This window comes from Paenibacillus sp. J22FR83 (assembly GCF_059691955.1).
The window spans coordinates 1-20,331 of record NZ_JCAUAM010000032.1; the positions used below are offsets into that span (position 1 = coordinate 1).

Here is a 20,331-nt window from a genome sequence, read left to right on the forward strand (position 1 = left end):
GAAATTACCGTAATATCCAAGGTGAAGAACGTCGGAAAGCCGTGTGAGGGAAAACCTCACGCACGGTTTGATGAGGAGAGGCTGGTAAACCCAGCCTTTCACTCTACAATTTGAAGCTTTCTCCCTCTTTTTCCTCCAGCGGCCCGAAATAGCTGTAGATTTTCCATCTAATGCTTGATTTCGTTGGAAAAGGCCGAAATTAGATGAAGAAAATCCAGTTAGTTGGAGGGACGTGTTGTGGTGTGAAGCCGTCACTCCCCGAGCCGCACAAATTCATCCCCACCACAAGTCACTCTTTACACCACACAATCCATTACCCCACCACACAATCCATTACCCCACCACACGCCAATATCTACACACAGCAATCCCATCTCTTTCTTCTCTACTCTCTTCTCACTACCCTCGCTTCTTTCATCCCATCCTACCGCCTTCCTCCCTCTTTTTACCCCCGAATTTACCTTGTAAATCGACCTTATACGCACTTATCCCCAAAATTACCCACAGTATCAACATGTCCACAAATGAGGCTGTGGGTAAGATATTTCTATGCTTATGCACATATCCACAGCCGAACTTATCCACAAGTGGAGAACGAGTACTCTTTTAGCCATGATGCCAATTAGCACAGTTGATGGATATACAAGGTGGCAGGACGAATCTTGCTCTTCGTGATGCCGTAGAAGGTGCTTTTCCGCGTGTGATTTGGTATGCTGTATGATGTTGTAACATTACTGTAATATTGCTGTAACAGAGGCGGCTGTTCTAACAGGAGCTAAAATGCTAACTTCTATACGCGTCCATTCTGACCCTATATGCAAGTGAGGACGTGGACAACTCCGCCTTTGGTCTAGGTTTCTTCACGACCTTTGGCTAACGAAAGACAGTACCTTGGTTCGTTCAGCAGACGGCTTTACTCCTTTATGATAGAGATAACGTAGAGGAGAGCGAGGATTTGGCATGAGAACAAAAGCCTGGATGTCCTATTTGCTAGCATGCAGCGGACTACTTATGATCCCGTTAGTGGGGCTCATTTATATACATTTAAATCAAGATAATGGAACAGCGTACAGTTTAATGACGGATCTTGATCGACAGATACCTTTTATCGAAGGCTTCGTGGTTCCTTATTTATTGTGGTATGTCTTTCTTGCCGCAGGTTTTCTTTATTTGGCGTATCGAGATCGCTCGAATTATTTCCAGACACTCGTGGAATTCATCATAGGTTTGCTTTTGTGTTATAGCGTCTATGCTATATATCAGACAACCGTGCCGCGGCCGGATATTATAGGCAGTAATTGGCTGCTGCGGACGGTCCAGTGGGTATATCGCTCGGATCAACCGTTTAACTGTTTTCCAAGTACACACGTGCTAACGGCTTATCTGATGATGAGAGCTTATCTTAGATCGGTACCGATAGCGTTGCGATACAAAATGATAACGGCGGGGATGTCCATTTTAATCATTGTATCGACATTGTTCGTTAAGCAGCATGTGCTAATGGATATCGTAGGTGCAGTGCTAGTGGCTGAAGGAGTCGTCTATGCAGTGGAGAGAAGTAGAAGAGCGTGGCTAACTGGGTCGACCGCTGCTAGTGCGCGGCAGGATAAGCTCGAAAGGGGACTGAAGCAATGAGGAGCAAAGGAAAGCTTTTGATACTAACGGGCAGTCTTGGCGATGGGCACAATAAAGCAGCACAAGCGATTCTTGAAGCGGTGCGTATGTATAGACCGGATATGGAAGTGAAGGTCGTCGATTATTTGGCGTGGACGCATCCGTATCTGCATGGGTTCGGGAAATATTGTTATATGCAATGGGTGAAAAGCTTGCCGTCCGTGTACGGTTTTCTCTATCACAAGACCAGACATGATACAGCGTTATCCCATTTGTTCAAAAAAATGAAATCATTCAGCACAGATCGTATGCTGGATCTATTAGATGAGGAAGCGCCCACGGAAGTCGTGTGTACGTTCCCAGGTGCTGCGGCAGCGATGTCTTATCTCAAATGTAATGGACTTACGATCGTGCCGACCGTGACGGTCATCACCGACTATACCGATCACAGCTACTGGATTCATCCGGGGACGGATAAGTATCTGGTTGGGGCAGAGCATGTGAAGCAGGCACTCCTGCGGTATGCGATTCCTGAACAGCGCATCGTGGTAACGGGGATACCGCTTCGCATGCCTTTCACACAAACCTACAATCGTGAGGAGCTGCGTGATAAATACGGCTTGCACCGTGACATGCCAACTGTCCTTGTCATGGGTGGGGGCCATGGGCTAATCGGAAAATCGTTCAAATCTGTGCTCCAGTCGGATGAATTGAGGGAGCCTGTGCAATTTGTTTTCGTCTGCGGTCGCAATGAGAAGCTGAAACAGCATTTGGAGGAGGAGCTGGGCGGCTCCAATACGCACCATCATGTGATGGTGACGGGGTTCGTCGATCATGTGCATGAGCTGATGGCGCTGTCTGATCTGATCGTGACGAAGCCAGGGGGGCTTACCGTTTCTGAGGCGCTTGCGTTAGATCTGCCGATGATGCTGTATAAGCCAATTCCAGGTCAAGAGCAGGCAAATGCTGCCTATCTCGTTGGCATTGGCGCAGCTGTGGAAGTGAAGAACGCAGCCGAGATGAAGAGCCAACTGTTAGAGGTCATTGCGAATCAATCCCTTTTGCTCAAGCTGAAAAAGAATGCACAGATGAGCCATCGCCAACCCGATGTGCTTCGCACGGTAGATGCGATTTTGGAAACGGAGCATCACTATCTCCCAATTCAGGATGGCTTGCAATTCTCTTATGCGAATGTGTAGCATAGATGCCTTCTCGCAGAGCTCGTTTCAAGTACAGAATAACCCTGTTTCCTCCCTCGAATGAGGTAGTGAAACAGGGTTATTTATTTGCTCCCGTTGGAGGAGGGCTACTTGTCCTCTTGCATCGTCACGATAATATCTTGGGCATAGTTGCCGAATTGTTTGCCGAATAGTGTAACACCGCCACAATTCGCAGAAGTTACTAAGGAGGCAATTCGGAAATGAATATCTTGCGAGAATAAGATATTCAGGTCGTGAATGGTAGTCGCTGAGATTTGCATACCATCTAGAAAGGAACCTTGGGGATTCACTGTAATAATTTTCAACAGACCGTGTTGCGTATTGCCATTTCCCCACCAGTCGGGGGTGAGGACGCCTCTGTGTTTACCGAAATCACCTGGGCAGGTCCACTGTCCAAGCGGCTTATCGTTAATTGAAAAAGAAATATCCGAAGGCCAATTCTCGTTAAAGCCAGGAGCTTCCGAGCAGATCTCAAATGAAATCTCCAGTGACCGAAGCTTCTGGTTGCTATGGAAAAAATTCGGGATGCGATACTCCACATACCCGCTGCCGAACCAGAGAATGCCTGCTTGAACATGCTGCGGATCAGCAAAGTATCGCGGATCATCGAGCACGCCAATTAGCTGCGTTGGGGAAGCCAAGCCACACGTCGGATTCACGTCGAAAGCTGAGTATTGGCCGATAGGAATGGCAATCGTCGTTGTCGGATGCTCATAAGGCTTCTTCGACTTGAATTGCAGCGTAGCCTGTTCAAGCTGTAGGTAGCAGATCTTCTGCGTGCCGCGCACGCCAACTACGTTCTCCGATCGCACGATGCCAGCTTGCTCCAGCTTCTGAATATGCTTCGTCACGATGGCCGACGAAATCTCGAGTCGCTGGGATAGCTGTTTAATATTTAATGGCGCTTCGCCAAGGAGTTCAATCATCTTCACGCGAGTCTCCGATGAGAAGCACTCCAGGAAGGGCATATTTTTGGATGAAACCTCAATTTGCATAGGGAAAACCTCAACTTTGTAAGCATATTTCTTACTATTGTATAACCTGTAGGTTATTTAAACAACTTAAATGTTTGTTATCAGTCTAGCAATTGAATAAGTATGACATTTGAAAGAGAACAAGCGCACTTCCTTTAGGAAATAGTGTATCATGAGTATTATGAGCTATTATCCAATTTTAGGTAAAGAGGTGTAGTAATGAGCAACCGCTTTCAACTTCATGCGATTTTCTCTGATGGAATGATTTTGCAACGGAATCAAGCAAACCCTGTCTGGGGAACAGGCCCCGATGGGATGCAGTTAACCTTGGAGTGCCAAGGACATCAGGTGCAGACCATCAGCACAGGCGGCAAATGGCAGGCGATACTGCCTGCATTCGAAGCGGGAGGTCCATATATCCTAACGGTCAGCTCCGAGGGGGAACAACTTGCCTCTGTTGGGGACGTTTACTTTGGCGATGTTTGGCTAGCTGGTGGACAATCCAACATGGAGTGGAAAGTCCGAGATACGAGTCACGCTCAAGCGGATATCGCGGAAGCGAATTTCCCTCTCATTCGTTACTTCGAAGTCCCCAAAGTGGAATGGGAAGATCCTGCAGTTGAAACACCGATGATCGCTTCCTGGAATAAGGCACTGCCTGAGCATGTGCCGGATTTCTCAGCGGTTGCGTATCATTTTGCCCAGCATATTCATGCCTCGGAGGGCGTACCTGTTGGCATTATTGGTTGCAACTGGGGCGGCACCTCAGCGGCATGTTGGGTAAGTGAGTCGACGATTCGTCAGCACGCTGAACTGGAGGTGTATCTAGATACATTTGCAGAAGAGACCAAGGATTTCGATTGGGTCGCCTTTGAGAGTGTCCAACGAGCGTATGATCAAGCAACAGGAGACTATGAGAAGCGCAAAGCAGCGGGAGCTACGCCAGAGGAACTAGGGGGCTATCCATGGCCGCCGCCAATGAATCCTCATAATCCAATGAGACCTTGTGGTCTCTACGAGACCATGCTGCTCAAAATCGTACCTTACGGTCTAAAGGGGTTCCTATTCTATCAAGGTGAAAGTGATGCAGGCCGTGCGGACATGTACGATAAGCTGCTGACAGGCCTTATCCATAATTGGCGTTCACTCTGGCACAATGATAAGCTTCCCTTCCACTTCGTCCAATTGACATCCTTCAGTTCGGAGGGTAAACCCGACGGTGAAACATGGCCGTTGCTGCGCGAGTCCCAAGCGATCGTGAACGAGCGCGTCCCACATACGGGCATGGCTATCACCATAGATTGTGGGGAACGGGATGATATTCATCCGCGAGATAAGCGGACCGTCGGGCAGCGCCTTGCCCTAACAGCTTTGGAGCATGTCTACGGGAAAAAGCTTACGAGCTCTGGCCCTGTGTACCGTGAGCTGCAGATCGAAGAGGGGCGGATTGTGCTTCATTTTGATCACACGGATGGGGGATTAGGACTTTCTGAGGGGAGTGAGCAACTCATCGGCTTCCAAATTGCCGCGGAGGAAGGTCAATTCCTGACCGCGGAAGCGAACATCGTTGGCGGTACCGTTCAAGTGTGGCATCCAGAGATCACGAAGCCAGCGCAGGTGCGATATGCTTGGGCGAATTACACGGAGGCCAATTTAGTAAACGGACTTGGTTTGCCAGCGGGGCCATTTCGTACGCATTCTACACGCAAATAAAAGATTAGAGGCGTCCACTCTCTGGAGTGAACGCCTTTTGTGCAACTTTAGGGAAGTATTCACGTGCTGGATGACTTCTTGTAGAAGAAGCGAGACAATAATAGCCCGATGAAACCAAGTCCAATGAACATGATTGCTTTGATTGTCAGGGAGACATTGGGCAAATCCATGAAAATGACCTTCATTAAAGTTAGGAATAATAACGCTAATCCCGTGAGTCTTATTGGTTTGACTTCTTTCTTGAGTCCATAGGTAATCACACTAATCGCGTATAGCACCCACACCGTCGAGACACACAGATGTTGACTATTCACACTGAAATCGTGTGTCAAGGTTTGTGTTACATCGGTTATAAAACACAAGATTAGGAATCCAAGTCCATACTTAAGGAAGATTAGAGTTTTCTTCGTAGGGGTACCGACCCCGAAATGCGATATGATGGCAATCATACCCGCCAGGGTTGCTAATAGAAGCAGCCATATTAACATGACGATCGACATGATGCTGCTCATACCTTCAGAGATTGTACCCAATGCCGTTGCAAAAGCGAGTGCATAGATGATGAGTCCGTTGATTTTCTGTAATCCAGATTTCACGATAAAACCAAGTAACAGCGCAATCATTCCCTCAACCAATAAGAAGCCAGGTAACGCATCATCACTAAAGTAGTTAGCCGAGTAGAAAAGCAAAGCATAGGATGCTATCGTCATCGTATAAGGCAACTTCTCTTGTGCCTTTCTGCTGAACCAGTAGGAGATCAAGGCATAGCCTATACACGTGGCAACCATGGCAACGTTGAATTGCGTATCGGTGTAAGCCACTTTAAACCAAATGGCGGTGAACGCAAAACTCGGAATGAGTAATCGAAGTTGATGATTCATTGTGGGGCTTTTCAAACAGACCGTCGCTAGCAAAGCAACTTGCTGGGCTAACATCCCAATGGCCGCATACTTTGTATCCCCATGTACACCTAGGCCAAAAATGAACAATGCGAGAGGCAATAGACCGAAAGAAGTGTAAAATAAGCCAACAAATTGTTTGCGTATCGCATACAGCATAAAACTTACAAATAACAACGTCTCATAACTAACGAAAAATAGGGGGGAAGGGTTGTTACTATTTAATAAGAAAGGCGTCAAAACGCCTGCTGCACTTGCGATTATCGCTAAGGATTGTGATTTCAATTTGTGTGAAAACCATAAGCCTAAGACTACCCATACTACATTCAGGGTGAACGCAAGAGGTGCCCCGATAAGTTCATACAACTGATGGCAGGCAAAAGTGGTTAGCATGAACAATCCGATGGAGCCGCCTAATAAGGCTTGTGCCAGCAGTGGACGGTTAGCCTTGTGTTGTTTGAATCCGAGGAAGACAAAGCATCCACCGACCACATAGCCAATCGCACAGCGCATCTGTTCTGTGAGGAGACCATTGTCAACCGCCGCTTTGAATCCCCATACGATACCGATCAGAAGTACGAACATAAAAATCCTCGGCAGCCATACCCTGGCAATGAGGTGCTCCCAGTCGGTCTCTTGTTTAATGACTTCCTGTTTAGGTGGTGCAAGGGGCGGAACGTGAACAGGAGCGGGATTAAAATTAGAATTAGGACTAGAATGAGGATGACTTATTTTGTTGTCAGTTGGTTGGCTTTGCTTTAATAGTGCGAGTTCTTTCTCGAGCTCGATCACTCTCTTTTCTAAGTTATCAAAGCGATGATGAATGTCCAAAGAAGCAACCTCCCTTAAGCTCAGTGGTAAATTTCGGGCAAATGTTTATACACTTAGGATAACAGTATATGATGGAGGAAATAAGTACTATTCTGTTGTAGTACCATACGGAGAGTGGGCATCGGCCATGGATGGGGGATAGCATTCTGCCATAACGCTATTTGCTCCATTCTGCATGTCCTACGAATAATAGCATTGCGATATAACGCTATTTCGATTAAAGTGAGTGAAATTGGGCCATTTAGGTAAAATAACGCCATCCCATAACGCTAATCTTTCTAATTCTCTATCAGACTAGCGAATAGGATGGTTTCATAACGCCAGCTGAATAAACATACCCCTCATCACCAATAATAGGGCTACACCCTTAGGTACATGATGGAAGGAATGCAGCCCATGGATATTGATGCTCTCTTAAACGAAGTTCTCAGCTCTAACGAAGATTGGCATGTCACGACAACGGATGGCGTATCGGTCATAGATCCGAATCAGGAGCCGGATATTCCTATTTTCGATCTTCATGACGATTACCTGGAATCGGGATTTTAAGTTTCATGACACCATAGGACATGCACGAAAGGGCTGTCTCCAAAGGTCTATTTAGAACCTTGGGACAGCCCTTTTTGCATTCCTAATCAAGTTAGGATAAAAGCAGCTAACTCCGCTTTCCTAGCCTCTGATAAAGGCTCTGAATTATCCCAATAGAGGAGAGATGATGGTTTCATCCGCCAGGTAACTTCTCTGCGCTGCAGCGAAGTACGGAATTGCTGCCAGTTGTCCAGCTTCCATACATCAAGTGCCGATCCCCTTAAGCGAATACGCTCCTTATAAACGTCCTCACTCGGTAAATACGCATAAATCACCTTAACACGGACATCCTCTATAGAAGCTCCGATGCGAGCTAACTCGCCTTCCAACCACTGCGGGTCTCCCTGCTCTTTGGTGAAAGGCCCGATCACGATCGCATCCTGATCAAGTGTGAGCTGTTCAAGGGCCGCATCCATCGTGATGCGATAGCCTAAATCACGGCAGTGCTGCTTATAAAATGGCGAATCCCGATCGCTGGGGTCTTGCCCAGCAAGGGTCATGATCGCTTCTGCCGCGGGGCGCAGCAATGTGTCCATATCCAAGAAAGCTCCGCCATGTCGGCGCACCCAAGCTCTGGCTAGTGTTGTTTTGCCTGCACCTGCAGGCCCGATGAAGAATATGAATTGGCGCATTGGTAACCTCCGAAATCTGGGGGATATGTAAGTGTTCAATGAATTGTAACATAAGAGCGTTTCCAACACAGATTTTCAGGAAACTTTCAGCTAAATTAAGCTATTCTTAAGATTCACACCACATTTGCTTCACACTTTTTCGGTATATTACAGGGAAAAAGGGGAAAACCAAACTGGAAGGGACGATCTTGTGTTAACAAATGTGACTAGTCCACTACGAAGTAGTATGGAAGCAACATCCCGTCCATCAGCACAATGGCCCACACATGGCTGGCCAACATCAACGCCTGAGGCACAAGGATTATACTCAGCTACGTTAGCTAAGACTTTTGACGTTTTCCTTGATCATGGTGTGCACAGTATAGCCGTTATTCGGAACGGTGTATGGGTGGCAGATGCATGTAAGGAAGGGATTGAGCCTTCCATTCTGCAAGATATGAAATCAGTTACCAAAGGCGTAACATCCGCCTTAATCGGGATTGCTTTAAATGAGGGCAAGCTGAAGAGTCCAGAACAGCGTCTGGCTGCATTTTTCCCAGAGCTCGAGAATGATCCTATAAAATCAAAGATTCAACTGAAGCATCTGCTTAGCATGACTTCAGGACTTTCCTGGGATAATGATCAAGAACAATCATCCAATGAGATGATGCATGCACCGGATTGGGTGGCCTATATTCTAAATCGTCCAGCTCAACACGAGCCTGGTGCGGTGTTCAACTATTCGAACGGCGATGCTCATTTACTCTCTGCAGTAATCGGCAAAGTAACGGGTATGACCATGTTTGACTATGCGAAATCGCGGTTATTCGAACCGCTTGGGATAACGAATGTGAACTGGAATCATGATCATCAAGGAATTACAATTGGCGCGTGGGCATTAGCGTTATCGCTTGCTGACATGGCGAAGATAGGTTCGTTGTATCTGAATAATGGACAATGGGAAGGGAAGTCGATTATTCCCCAATCTTGGATTCGCACATCATTCATGAAGCGAGTTACTTTAAATTATAGTAATGGCACGCAAGGATCTTATGGGTATTATTGGTGGACCAAATCGCTTGCCAAGGGTCTGAACAAGAGTAGTCGCAAAGAATTGGATATTTTCTATGCATCCGGTTCAGGCGGTCGACGTATCTTCGGTATTCCGGAATTGAAGATGATCGTTGCATTGACAGCCAACTCGGGCGATGTAGATATGCCAGAAAGCCTATTGCACCACGTGCTGCAGGCTGTAAGGTCGAACAAACCACTTGCTGAGAACCCCACAGCCTTTGAACAATTGCAGCAAGCGATACAGCGCTTCGCAGCATCCACGCCTATGTAAACATAGACAAGCCGCACATCGCGAGATGGTGGCTTTTTTTTGTGCAGATAGGGGAAGCAGGATTTGAGAGTTGTGAGCCGAATGTGAAAGGTGCTAAGATCGACATTTCGGTTATATCAATGAGGTGATCCCTATACCAGGTTTATTTATTTTACGGCTGGCCTCGATGTCACCCGAAGCCGTCGCTGAAGGACTCACATATATTTCAGAAGAGAAGCGAGCACGTCTACATCGCTTTCGCCACCGAGAGGACTTGCTTCGAGGACTAGGGGCGGATCTGCTGCTTCGCAGCAGAATCATGGATGATCTTCACATGGAAAATGCTCGCATCCGATTCGAGTACAATGCTTTCGGTAAACCGCTGCTCAGCGGCGTGAGTCAGTACCATTTTAACGTATCACATGCTGGTGAGTGGGTGGCGTGTTTCGTAGACAGCAAACCCGTAGGCGTCGATGTGGAACGAGTGCAAGACTTCGAAGAAGGAATTGCTCGATCCTTTTTCTCGGAGGATGAGTATCGTTACGTGATGGAGGCCGCCCAATACAAAGAAAAGCAACTGCGTTTCTATCAGGTTTGGACAGCCAAGGAAAGTTATATCAAGGCTGTGGGCCAAGGGCTGTCGCTGCCACTGACCGATTTCTCGGTCATGAGCGCAGACGGGGTCGAGGGGCATAAACAAATAGGGGATGAAGCGTGGCAACTGAAATCCTTTGATTTAAGCGTGTATTCGGATGTGAACGAAGCCGCTTATGTCCTAACGACATGCTGCAAGCCATCCGTTAGCGGATATGAGCCAGAATGTGTAGACATCTCTCAAATTTTAACGAAGATAAGGTCTGTCAATCGTTGACAGGGCTTCTCTTTCTATGCTAAATTTTAAGTTGATAATGATTCTCATTTTCAAAAAAAAGAGAGGGGCTGCTATCTTGTCTGAAGTATTTACTAAAGATGAAGACACGTTCCTTCGCCTTGATCATATATGGCTTAAATTCCGTACTGCGCAGCTCGTTCAAGAGGGGAAATTGACGCAGCAGTTTATGTCTTCCTACTGCATGATGGTTGTCAAGCAAGGTGAAGGCCATTTAAGAATAGATTTGGAAACCTATCGTATGGAACCTGACACGATACATGTCGTGGAGCCTGGACAAACCATAGGCTTTTGTGAAGGACAGAACTCGGAGTTGTATTTAATTACGTTTGATATTCATGGCGATACCTCTGACGAACAAGTGAATTTCCCTCTTTTAGGCGAGCTGCCCATTCATATGGAGAGCATGCTTAATCAGCTCTGTGAGCAGCTCTGTCTCTGCAGTCGAAGTGAAAGCGCTGTAGAGCGATTTCGAGGTCAGCCTGTTTTTCTAGAATTGATACATTGGGTAATGACGCACATTCGTCATAATGTCAAATTGGACTCACGCGCCGCTATGGATCGTACCAAGAGATTTATTGAAGCCCATTATCGAGAAAGTATGACGATTGAACAACTCGCGCGCATGGCCGAAATTAGTCCGAAATATTATGTGAGTCTATTCAAAAAAACATATGGTAAAACAGCCATCGATTATTTGACGGAAGTCAGGGTAAACATGGCGAAGCAGCTGATGTTGCATACGGATGTGCGTTTGAAAGATGTTGCCTACCAAGTGGGCTATAATGATGAGTTTTATTTTAGCCGCATGTTCAAGAAAGAGGTAGGTGTCTCGCCGACTGTTTATCTAAAAAATCGTCGACAACGAATCGTTGCTTACTCCTCAACGGTGCTAGGGCAATTACTTGCGCTCAAAATCATGCCCTTCGCTGCTCCCTTACACCCCAAATGGAGTTCCTACTATTACAACAACTATCGCACAGACATCCCTTTGCATTTAAGTGGGTATCGGTTTAACGAGGATTGGGAGACCAACGTGAATGCCCTGGCGAACAGTCATGTGGATTACATCATTAGTACGGACCAACTGGAAGTTCAGGAGAAGGAACGCTTGTCACAAATTGCTCCCGTTCATATCGTCCCTCTGTATGATAAAAGCTGGCAAGAACAGCTGCACGCAACAGCGGAGATTGTAGGTGCCTTAGATGAAGCCGTTGTTTGGATCGATGGCTATAATCGCAAAGTAAAGCTCGTGCGAGAGCGGCTGGAAGAAGAACTGCAGAATGAAACGGTGTTATTTGTTAGCCTGCTTGGCGAGAGTTTCTTTCTATTTCCAACGCGCGGGATGCGAGATGTGTTTGAAGATCTAGCTTTGGAAGCGCCATGCGGGATCGAGCAATTCGAGGCTAATCACAGTTTGACGCTCGAGGAGCTGGCTCAATTAGATATGGATCACTTGTTGCTCAACATTCGGCAGGAATCTGAGACTTTGCAGCATTGGGAACGAATTCGAACCTCCATGTTGTGGCAGGATTTCAAAGTCGTACGCAGAAATAGGGTTTATCTCATCTCCTCAGATCCGTGGAGAGAGTACTCAGCTTATGCCATGGAGCGGATGGTGCAAGATATGCATGAGCTCTTATGTGACAATCGTACATGAGATTTTCCGTATATTGTCCATGTTCGACATGGGCAACTTCTTTTATAATTTGATGAGAATGATTATCATTCGTAGTGGATAGAGAGGGGATTTATTCAAAATGAAAAAGTTAGCAACGATCGGTATTACGACATTGGTTCTATTAGGATTGACGGCATGTGGCGGAGGGAAAACGGAAACAGCTCCTGCAGCAGCAGGTACAACAGCGCCAACCGCTTCCGTCGCTCCTACAGTTGCTCCAACTGCAACGCCATCCGGGCCAAGAGTCATCAAATACGTGGGTAAAGAGTACACAGTTCCTGCGAAAGCGGAGAAACTTGTTATCACAGGTGCGCTTGAGTCATTGGAAGATGCTTTATTGTTAGATGTGAAACCCGTTGGTGCACTAACGGTTGGAGGCAAATTCCCAGCAGTCTTCGCACCAATTACAGATAAGGCAGAGGGCGTAGGGGAGAAAACGCAGCCGAACCTTGAAACGATTCTGAAGTTGAAACCAGATGTTATTCTGATGAGCACGAAATTCCCTGCGGAGACGATTGAGAAAATTTCCAAAATCGGGCCAACGATTCCGGTATCCCACATCGCTACAGATTGGGAGAATAACTTGACGTTACTTGGTGAGTTGACAGGCAAGCAAGATAAAGCGAAGCAAGTGCTTGATAAGTATAAAGCGGATTCGGCAGCTTTGAAAACGAAAATCGGTCCTATTTTCAAAGATAAAAAAGTAGTAGCTCTTCGCGTTCGTTCAGGCAGCCTATTCATCTATCCGGAGGATGTATTCTTCAATCCATCCATCTATGCTGAATTAGGTGCAACGGTTCCAGCTGAAGTTAAAGCAGCGAAAGCACAAGCGAATATCTCGCTTGAGAAGCTCTCTGAGATGAACCCGGATTACTTGATTGTGGAATTCTCCGAAGAAGAGAACAAGGATACGCCGAAAGTGTTTGAAGATTTGAAAAACAACCCGATCTTCAAAAACATTAATGCCGTTAAAAATGACCAATTATATACGAATCTGGTAGATCCACTCTTACAAGGTGGTACAGCTTATAGCAAAATTAAATTCCTAGAAGCGATTAATAGCTCTAAAATAATTGGAGCAAAGTAGAGCTATGAAATGGAGAGTTCCCGCACCAACCCTTATCTTAGCGGCAGCACCTTTCGCGATCGTATTTACGATCGTGCTGTCCATAACTTATGGGGCCAAAAGCATTGACATTAGCCGTATCATTGAGGCATTTGTGAACTTTGATCCAGGCAATGTCGATCATCAGATTATTAGACATGCTAGACTACCCAGGGTTATTGGGGCACTGCTCGTCGGTGCTTTCCTGGCGGTGTCGGGCGCTCTCATGCAGGGGATGACCAGGAATTATCTGGCATCCCCTTCAATCATGGGTATATCTGATGGTTCGGCATTCGCAGTTACCGTGTGTATGGTCATTGCACCGTATTCCTCTATGATGGCCATGATTATGGCCTCTTTTGCTGGCTCTGCGTTAAGTATTTTTATAGTATTCGGCCTAGCCTCGCTGTTGCCTGGAGGATTGTCACCTGTCCGATTAGCGATTCTAGGCACGTTGATAGGCACATTTCTGAGCAGTGTGTCAGCGGCGATCGCGATGTATTTCCAAGTATCCCAGAACATTAGCTTCTGGTATAACGCCCGCTTGCATCAATTGGAACCGAAGTTGATTATACTGGCGATTCCTTTTGCAGTCGTAGGCTTGGGGCTTGCATTTTGGATGTCAAAGTCGGTAACGATCTTCTCATTAGGGGATGAAATTGCTGTATCTTTGGGGCAGAAAACGACGCAAGTGAAAATATTAACGACATTAAGCGTCGTATTGTTGACGGGGATATCTGTGGCTATTGCAGGTAAAATAGGATTCGTCGGCCTGCTCGTTCCGCATATTACTCGGTTTCTAACGGGGATCGATTATAAATGGATTATTCCGTGTTCAGCTGTAATCGGTGCTGTATTCTTAGGGTTGTGTGATGTGCTAAGCCGATTCCTCAACTATCCATTCGAGATGCCGATCGGTGTCGTTACCGCTATACTCGGCGTACCATTCTTCCTCTATCTCATCCGTACGCGAGGAGGGGAGTCCAATCGGTAAAAGAAGTGATCGCTACTACGTAATACAAGTATTGTTGGGGATAGGGTTACTGCTTCTGACTGCCTATATCTCGCTAACGAATGGGGCCTTCGACATCACGTTGAAGGATGTTTTTAAGACCCTGTTGCGAATTGATCCACAGCATGATTATGATCTGGTGATTCTGGAGTTCCGACTCCCCCGTATCGTTATTGCCCTGTTGGTAGGGATGGGGTTAGGGATGGCGGGAACGGTTGTGCAGAGCTTGACTAGGAATAACTTGGCCGATCCTGGCATCCTGGGTATTAACGCGGGAGCGGGGATGGCGATGGTTATCTTCCTGTTCTTCTTTCAAGGGAAAGTGAAGGGAACGAGCTGGGGAGCCATTCTGGCCATGCCTCTTGTTGGCTTGATAGGTGGCCTGGGCGCAGCGCTTCTCATCTATATCTTCTCTCAAAAGAGCGGACGGCTAGACTCGCAGCGGCTTCTGCTGACAGGGATCGCGATCGCATCGGGCTTATCCGCAGTAACGGTATTCATTACGCTCAAAATGAATGCCAAAGATTTCGAGATGGCCGCCGTCTGGGTATCGGGCAGCATTTATAGCGCGAACTGGAAGTATATCATCTCCATGCTGCCATGGCTGTTGTTGCTGACTCCAGTTCTCATATGGCGGTCTCTTGTGCTGGATGTGTTCCAGCTGAATGAAGAGAGCGTCCGCGGGCTTGGCGCAGCCGTGGACAAAGAGAAAGCGATCCTGCTGCTCAGCAGCATCGGTATTGTTAGTGCCTGCGTATCCGTCTCCGGCGGCATCGGGTTTATTGGCCTCATGGCGCCGCATATCGCTCGCCGACTCGTCGGCATCACGCATCGCCGGCTGCTGCCGGTCAGCGCGATTGTTGGCGCGCTCTTGGTGATGATCTCCGATTTCATCGCCAAAATGGCGTTCGCGCCAGTGGAGATGCCCGTCGGCGTCGTCATCGCCATTATTGGCGTGCCGTACTTCGTTTGGCTGCTCTATCGGAATAAGCATCGCCGATAGAGATTGGTGGAGCCGCCCCTGTGAGGGGGCGGCTTTTGTGTTGGTTGGGGCTGATAGCCCTCTGAGGGGCAGGACAAGGCAGCTGAAATCCCCATTTCGTATGTTCTGAGCGTCAACTTGGGCAAGAGGGTTATTCTCTGCTTCAAGCTCATACTTCGATCTGTACATTCTCCATTCCATTATGTGGATATCGTTCATGGTCGATGTGTTAACCATACTTTATAATAACCAATAATGAGAATCATTATCAATTAAATTCGGTGCAATCTCATTTGTAACACCATACCTTCATCCTAGATCCAGCCTTATCGTTGACTATGTAACGAAAGGAGAAGAGAGGAAATTAAATGACCCATTTACCCCATTCATCCATTACGGCCGCAAAACCCTCAGGGGAAGTAGTCAGTCAGGCTTTTACCTTACCGAACACGGAGCAATATCTTCTGCATAGCACAGCTAGAGAACAGCCCTATCAAATTTATGTGCATAAACCTACGAGAGAAGCACCTCCGGAAGGATATCCTGTCATTTATCTACTGGATGCGAATGCGCTTTTTGCCACGATGGTAGAAGCCTTACGCGTACAATCTCGCATTCCGGAGAAGACAGGTGTGTATCCTGCCGTCGTAGTTGGAATCGGATATCCGACGGAAGAGCCGTTCGATGCCTCGCGGTTTTATGATTTTACAATGCCGACACCGCAAGAAGTGCTGGATGCTTTACCGGTACGCAACAAAGAGGCGGCTAGGCCACAAGTCGGAGGTGCTGAAGCATTTCGATCCTTCATCGAAAAAACGCTTAAACCGCGCATCGAATGCGATTATTCGATTAATACGAAGCAGCAGGCAATCTTCGGTCATTCCCTTGGCGGACTCTTCGTGCTGCAAACGTTATTCACGCAGCCGCACACGTTTCAAACCTATATTGCAGGCAGTCCTTCGGTCCACTGGAATAAAGCCATTCTTCGCGAACAAGAAGATCAGTATACAGCAGATCCTGAGCAAGCGCAGAGCCACCACAAGCTGCTCATCACGATTGGTGAACAGGAGAAGGCACATCCCAGCAATATGGGTGTGAATGCGAGAGAACTGTATGAACGCTTAGCACTTATGCCAAGCGAGAAATTGGATGCTCATTTCTATGAGTTTGAAGGGGAGGGGCATGTTTCGGTGCTTCCTGCATTGGTCAGCCGTGCTATCCGCTTCCTGCAAAGGGGGTGAGAATCGTCTATGCATCCGAATGAATTTGAAGGCAAAGTCGTGGTCGTAACTGGAGCCGCGCAAGGAATTGGAGCGGCAGTAGCCCAGGCCTTCTCAGAACAGGGCGCAAGCGTCGCAGCCGTCGATGTTCAACAGTCTGCCATGCAAGGGGTAACGGGGTTCCAAGTGGATGTCTCAGACAGCCAAGCTGTCCAGCGCACGATCACCGACATCGAGCAGCAGCTCGGCCCCATCGATATTCTTGTGAATGCGGCTGGCGTACTGCGAATGGGACCGATCGTCTCCTATTCCGACGAGGATTGGGCGCATACACTTGCGGTGAATCTCAGCGGTGTATTCCACGTTTCTCGTGCAGTGAGTACCCGTATGATATCACGGCGCCGAGGAACAATTGTCACCGTCAGCTCGAATGCCGCAGCGGTTCCCCGCATGGATATGGCTGCGTACGCCACCTCGAAGGCGGCGGTGACGATGTTTACCAAATGCTTGGCACTCGAGCTTGCTGAGTACGGCATTCGTTGCAACATCGTATCACCGGGCTCGACGGATACACCCATGCTGCGTGGGATGTGGACAGACGAGCAAGGCGCACAGCGAACCATCAAAGGCTCACAGCAGGCATACCGAACGGGTATCCCGCTGCGTAAGCTTGCAACACCAAGAGATATTGCGAATAGCATACTGTTCCTGGCGTCAGAGCGTGCGGGACATTTGACGATGCATGATTTACGTATTGATGGTGGCGCTACACTTGGCGTCTGAACCAAATGAAGGAGGATGAGTAACATGAATGCTAATGCTCAAATGGTCACGAAACTCACGGCTGCAGATTTGCTTGCAGAATATCGGTCGGGGAAATCGTTTTTCTTCGCTTCACCTAACGCAACCTTGCTTGCGCAGGGAACACTTGCTGTGTTGCCTCGTTCAGAAGGAGCGAATGAACTTCAAACGCTTCCCGATCGGGCAGCGCGCCTCTTGGCACAGCTGAAACAACCAGGACAGAGCCTGCCCATGTTAGTGGGAGCTGTGCCTTTTGACCCGATGCAGCCTGCACAGCTCGTTGTCCCCCTAAGCACACAGAAGCTGGAGTCGCTTAGCTTTGCTCAACAGGACCGCAAACGATATCCGATTGGCTCCCTTTTTAACATTGAAGCTGTACCTGCTCCGGAAGTTTACGTGGAGGGCGTCAACAAAGCCTTAAGCCTCCTGCGATCAGGCAAACTCGATAAAATCGTGTTGGCACGTACTTTGAAGCTAACCTCGCCTCAGCCCATTAATCTGCAGCAGCTGCTTTACAATTTAGCGATTCGTAATACGCACGGCTATACGTTTGCTTGTGATCTGCCGAGTGGGACAACAAGTAAAACAAGCAGCACCTTAATTGGCGCAAGCCCCGAGCTGCTCGTTGCTCGTACAGGTCGCGAAGTTGTTGTTAATCCACTTGCGGGCTCGACACCTCGAAGCGAAGATCCTGTAGAGGATGCAAGAAGGGCAGAGATGCTTCTGCAATCTCCGAAAGATCTGCGCGAACACGCGCTAGTCATTGAAGCTGTGGCAGAGGCACTGCGTCCTTACTGTGATCCACTGCATGTCCCAGCCACACCTTCGCTAGTGCAAACGTCGACCATGTGGCATTTGTCGACCGAAATAAGGGGGGAATTAATAGATCCGTCAGTCTCATCTTTGGCTCTTGCCGTTGCCCTTCATCCGACGCCGGCTGTTTGCGGCTCGCCAACGGAGGTTGCCAGAGAAGCGATAAAAGATATTGAGCCATTTGATCGGGGTTTTTATACAGGCTTAGTAGGTTGGTGTGATGCGAATGGAGACGGAGAGTGGATCGTAACCATACGCTGTGCTGTAGCGGAGAATCAAACGCTGAACTTATACGCTGGAGCAGGGGTTGTAGCGGAATCTAGCGCAGAGGCAGAGCTTAAGGAGACGTCGGCGAAGTTTCAAACGATGCTCCATGCCATGGGTTTAAATCAAGAGTCATGAACAGGAGAGATCTTATGTTACCGAATTGTCCACAATGGCCAGAAGAAGTTGCCGCGCAGTATCGGGCAAAAGGATTATGGCAAGGGCAAACGCTAGGAGACATGCTAGCCGAACGAGCGGCGAAACATGGTGACCGAATTGCAGTCGTTAGCGGAGAAGTCCGCTATAGCTACGCTGAATTAGACCAAGAAGCGAGTAAGCTGGCAGCGGGCTTTTTACAACTGGGCCTGCAACAGGAAGATCGCGTGGTTGTACAGCTTCCTAATCGATATGAGTTTTTTACCGTTATTTTTGCCTTATTCCGGATTGGGGCCATCCCCGTATTCGCTTTGCCGCTTCATCGCCAGAGTGAGATCCAGTATTTATGCGAATGGAGTGAAGCTGTAGCCTACATCATTCCTGACCAAGAAGCAGGCTTCGATTACCGAACGCTGGCAGAGGAGGTTCGGCGTCGGGTGCCGACTTTACAGCATGTTTGTGTTGCTGGCGATCCGGGCCAATTCCGTTCCCTGAAAAGTCTAACGAATCTGCAAGAGGCGAGTACAACATGGCCGGATGTAAAAGCCAGCGATGTCGCGTTCCTTCAGCTTTCGGGCGGAAGCACGGGACTACCCAAGCTGATTCCGCGTACGCATGATGATTACATGTACAGCTTCCGGCGCAGCAATGAAATCTGCGGAATCAATGAAGAGAGCGTGTATCTCGCAGCGCTCCCTGTAGCGCACAACTTCCCGCTAAGCTCTCCTGGTGTGCTAGGCACACTGCATGCAGGCGGGAAAGTCGTACTAGCTGTAAGGCCAAGTCCAGACGATGCGTTTCCGTTGATTGCCCAAGAAGGCGTAACGATAGCTGCGCTCGTTCCGCCACTTGCTTTAATCTGGATGGAAGCAGCCGCATCACGCTCGTATGATCTATCCAGCTTACAAGTGCTTCAGGTAGGTGGAGCCAAGTTCAGTGAAGAAGCGGCGCGTCGTGTCGAGCCCGTCCTCGGCTGCAAGCTGCAGCAGGTGTACGGTATGGCCGAAGGCCTTGTGAACTATACACGGTTGGACGACCCCGAAGACATTATTATTACTACGCAAGGCCGACCGATGTCGAGCTGGGATGAAATTCGTATTGTCGATGAGGACGATGTTGAGGTTGCCGTCGGTGAGGTAGGCGAGCTATTGACCCGTGGGCCCTACACGATCCGTGGCTATTATAGAGCCGATGCGCATAACGCGAAGGCATTTACGGAAGATGGGTTCTATCGGACAGGTGATCTGGTTAAGGTCAATGAGGCAGGCTATATCGTCGTAGAAGGCCGTGCGAAAGACCAAATTAATCGTGGTGGTGACAAAATCGCTGCCGAAGAGGTGGAGAACCATCTGCTGTCGCATCCTGGTGTTTTCGATGCTGCTTTAGTTTCTATGCCCGATTCCTTCCTAGGGGAGCGCTCCTGTGCGTTCATTATCGTTCGCAGTGACCAGTCATTGACAGCAGCCGAGCTAAAAAACTACCTGCGGACACGCGGGCTTGCCCCTTACAAAATTCCAGACCGCATCCAATTTGTAGATGCCTTTCCACAAACGAACGTGGGCAAAGTGAGCAAAAAAGCGCTGCGCGAAGTCTTGTTAACCCGTTAAGCATTCATATAAAAAGAAAGAAGTGGA

At 48.1% G+C, this 20,331-nt stretch carries 17 protein-coding genes; 14 read left to right on the forward strand and 3 right to left on the reverse strand.

Annotation, left to right across the window (positions count from 1 at the left end; translation table 11 throughout):
- Positions 1-960 precede the first annotated feature (960 nt).
- Positions 961-1,635 carry a phosphatase PAP2 family protein gene (locus AC58PV_RS33745; protein ID WP_497437365.1) on the forward strand — a complete coding sequence of 225 codons (675 nt, stop codon included), beginning with the start codon at positions 961-963 and terminating at the stop codon, positions 1,633-1,635.
- Entirely contained in the window at positions 1,632-2,813 is a 1,182-nt protein-coding gene (locus AC58PV_RS33750; protein ID WP_497437366.1) for an MGDG synthase family glycosyltransferase, read from the forward strand. Before AC58PV_RS33745 ends, AC58PV_RS33750 begins: the two co-directional genes overlap by 4 nt.
- A gap of 107 nt (positions 2,814-2,920) precedes the next feature.
- On the opposite strand, the gene AC58PV_RS33755 is transcribed toward AC58PV_RS33750, so the two are convergent.
- Entirely contained in the window at positions 2,921-3,829 is a 909-nt protein-coding gene (locus AC58PV_RS33755) for an ArsR/SmtB family transcription factor (RefSeq protein ID WP_497437367.1), read from the reverse strand.
- 198 nt (positions 3,830-4,027) lie between these two features.
- Here AC58PV_RS33755 and AC58PV_RS33760 point away from each other — a divergent pair, with 198 nt between their 5' ends.
- Positions 4,028-5,521 (forward strand): sialate O-acetylesterase, encoded by a 1,494-nt coding sequence (locus AC58PV_RS33760; protein WP_497437369.1) that lies wholly within the window; start codon positions 4,028-4,030, stop codon positions 5,519-5,521.
- 59 nt (positions 5,522-5,580) lie between these two features.
- Here the strand turns inward: AC58PV_RS33760 and AC58PV_RS33765 are convergent, their stop codons facing one another.
- The gene (locus AC58PV_RS33765; protein WP_497437370.1) at positions 5,581-7,251 is read right to left on the reverse strand and encodes a DUF2339 domain-containing protein; all 1,671 of its coding nucleotides are present in this window, start codon (positions 7,249-7,251) and stop codon (positions 5,581-5,583) included.
- Between the two features lie 396 nt (positions 7,252-7,647).
- Here AC58PV_RS33765 and AC58PV_RS33770 point away from each other — a divergent pair, with 396 nt between their 5' ends.
- Positions 7,648-7,800, forward strand: a complete 153-nt coding sequence (locus AC58PV_RS33770) for a hypothetical protein (RefSeq protein WP_497437371.1) — start codon at positions 7,648-7,650, stop codon at positions 7,798-7,800.
- Positions 7,801-7,886: 86 nt separating this feature from the next.
- Here the strand turns inward: AC58PV_RS33770 and AC58PV_RS33775 are convergent, their stop codons facing one another.
- Entirely contained in the window at positions 7,887-8,471 is a 585-nt protein-coding gene (locus AC58PV_RS33775) for a P-loop nucleotide/nucleoside kinase family protein (protein WP_497437373.1), read from the reverse strand.
- Positions 8,472-8,661: 190 nt separating this feature from the next.
- Between AC58PV_RS33775 and AC58PV_RS33780 the strand changes: the two genes are divergently transcribed.
- The 10 genes from AC58PV_RS33780 (at position 8,662) to AC58PV_RS33825 (ending at position 20,304) form a co-directional block, all read left to right on the forward strand.
- Positions 8,662-9,795, forward strand: a complete 1,134-nt coding sequence (locus tag AC58PV_RS33780; RefSeq protein WP_497437374.1) for a serine hydrolase domain-containing protein — start codon at positions 8,662-8,664, stop codon at positions 9,793-9,795.
- Between the two features lie 166 nt (positions 9,796-9,961).
- Positions 9,962-10,645, forward strand: coding sequence for a 4'-phosphopantetheinyl transferase family protein (locus tag AC58PV_RS33785; RefSeq protein ID WP_497437375.1), 684 nt, complete (start codon positions 9,962-9,964; stop codon positions 10,643-10,645).
- A 76-nt stretch (positions 10,646-10,721) separates the two neighbouring features.
- Positions 10,722-12,323, forward strand: a complete 1,602-nt coding sequence (locus tag AC58PV_RS33790) for an ABC transporter substrate-binding protein (RefSeq protein ID WP_497437376.1) — start codon at positions 10,722-10,724, stop codon at positions 12,321-12,323.
- A 100-nt stretch (positions 12,324-12,423) separates the two neighbouring features.
- Positions 12,424-13,431, forward strand: coding sequence for an ABC transporter substrate-binding protein (locus tag AC58PV_RS33795; protein WP_497437378.1), 1,008 nt, complete (start codon positions 12,424-12,426; stop codon positions 13,429-13,431).
- Between the two features lie 4 nt (positions 13,432-13,435).
- On the forward strand, positions 13,436-14,443 hold the full coding sequence (locus AC58PV_RS33800) for a FecCD family ABC transporter permease (RefSeq protein WP_497437379.1): 1,008 nt from the start codon (positions 13,436-13,438) through the stop codon (positions 14,441-14,443).
- Entirely contained in the window at positions 14,436-15,464 is a 1,029-nt protein-coding gene (locus AC58PV_RS33805; RefSeq protein ID WP_497437418.1) for a FecCD family ABC transporter permease, read from the forward strand. Before AC58PV_RS33800 ends, AC58PV_RS33805 begins: the two co-directional genes overlap by 8 nt.
- A 347-nt stretch (positions 15,465-15,811) precedes the next feature.
- Positions 15,812-16,684 (forward strand): alpha/beta hydrolase, encoded by an 873-nt coding sequence (locus AC58PV_RS33810; protein WP_497437380.1) that lies wholly within the window; start codon positions 15,812-15,814, stop codon positions 16,682-16,684.
- A 9-nt stretch (positions 16,685-16,693) separates the two neighbouring features.
- A complete protein-coding gene (dhbA, locus tag AC58PV_RS33815; protein WP_497437381.1) occupies positions 16,694-17,446 on the forward strand; it encodes a 2,3-dihydro-2,3-dihydroxybenzoate dehydrogenase in 753 nt (250 codons plus the stop codon).
- A gap of 24 nt (positions 17,447-17,470) precedes the next feature.
- Entirely contained in the window at positions 17,471-18,679 is a 1,209-nt protein-coding gene (gene dhbC, locus AC58PV_RS33820) for an isochorismate synthase DhbC (RefSeq protein ID WP_497437383.1), read from the forward strand.
- A gap of 14 nt (positions 18,680-18,693) precedes the next feature.
- Positions 18,694-20,304, forward strand: coding sequence for a (2,3-dihydroxybenzoyl)adenylate synthase (locus AC58PV_RS33825; protein WP_497437384.1), 1,611 nt, complete (start codon positions 18,694-18,696; stop codon positions 20,302-20,304).
- Positions 20,305-20,331: the final 27 nt, after the last annotated feature.

Excerpts from the sequence above, each read along its gene's own strand:
- AC58PV_RS33745 (WP_497437365.1), top strand. The coding sequence starts at position 961 with ATGAGAACAAAAGCCTGGATGTCCTATTTGCTAGCATGCAGCGGACTA.
- AC58PV_RS33750 (WP_497437366.1), top strand. The coding sequence starts at position 1,632 with ATGAGGAGCAAAGGAAAGCTTTTGATACTAACGGGCAGTCTTGGCGAT.
- AC58PV_RS33755 (WP_497437367.1), bottom strand. The coding sequence starts at position 3,829 with ATGCAAATTGAGGTTTCATCCAAAAATATGCCCTTCCTGGAGTGCTTC.
- AC58PV_RS33760 (WP_497437369.1), top strand. The coding sequence starts at position 4,028 with ATGAGCAACCGCTTTCAACTTCATGCGATTTTCTCTGATGGAATGATT.
- AC58PV_RS33770 (WP_497437371.1), top strand. The coding sequence starts at position 7,648 with ATGGATATTGATGCTCTCTTAAACGAAGTTCTCAGCTCTAACGAAGAT.
- AC58PV_RS33775 (WP_497437373.1), bottom strand. The coding sequence starts at position 8,471 with ATGCGCCAATTCATATTCTTCATCGGGCCTGCAGGTGCAGGCAAAACA.
- AC58PV_RS33785 (WP_497437375.1), top strand. The coding sequence starts at position 9,962 with ATGTCACCCGAAGCCGTCGCTGAAGGACTCACATATATTTCAGAAGAG.
- AC58PV_RS33795 (WP_497437378.1), top strand. The coding sequence starts at position 12,424 with ATGAAAAAGTTAGCAACGATCGGTATTACGACATTGGTTCTATTAGGA.
- AC58PV_RS33800 (WP_497437379.1), top strand. The coding sequence starts at position 13,436 with ATGAAATGGAGAGTTCCCGCACCAACCCTTATCTTAGCGGCAGCACCT.
- AC58PV_RS33810 (WP_497437380.1), top strand. The coding sequence starts at position 15,812 with ATGACCCATTTACCCCATTCATCCATTACGGCCGCAAAACCCTCAGGG.
- dhbA (WP_497437381.1), top strand. The coding sequence starts at position 16,694 with ATGCATCCGAATGAATTTGAAGGCAAAGTCGTGGTCGTAACTGGAGCC.
- dhbC (WP_497437383.1), top strand. The coding sequence starts at position 17,471 with ATGAATGCTAATGCTCAAATGGTCACGAAACTCACGGCTGCAGATTTG.
- AC58PV_RS33825 (WP_497437384.1), top strand. The coding sequence starts at position 18,694 with ATGTTACCGAATTGTCCACAATGGCCAGAAGAAGTTGCCGCGCAGTAT.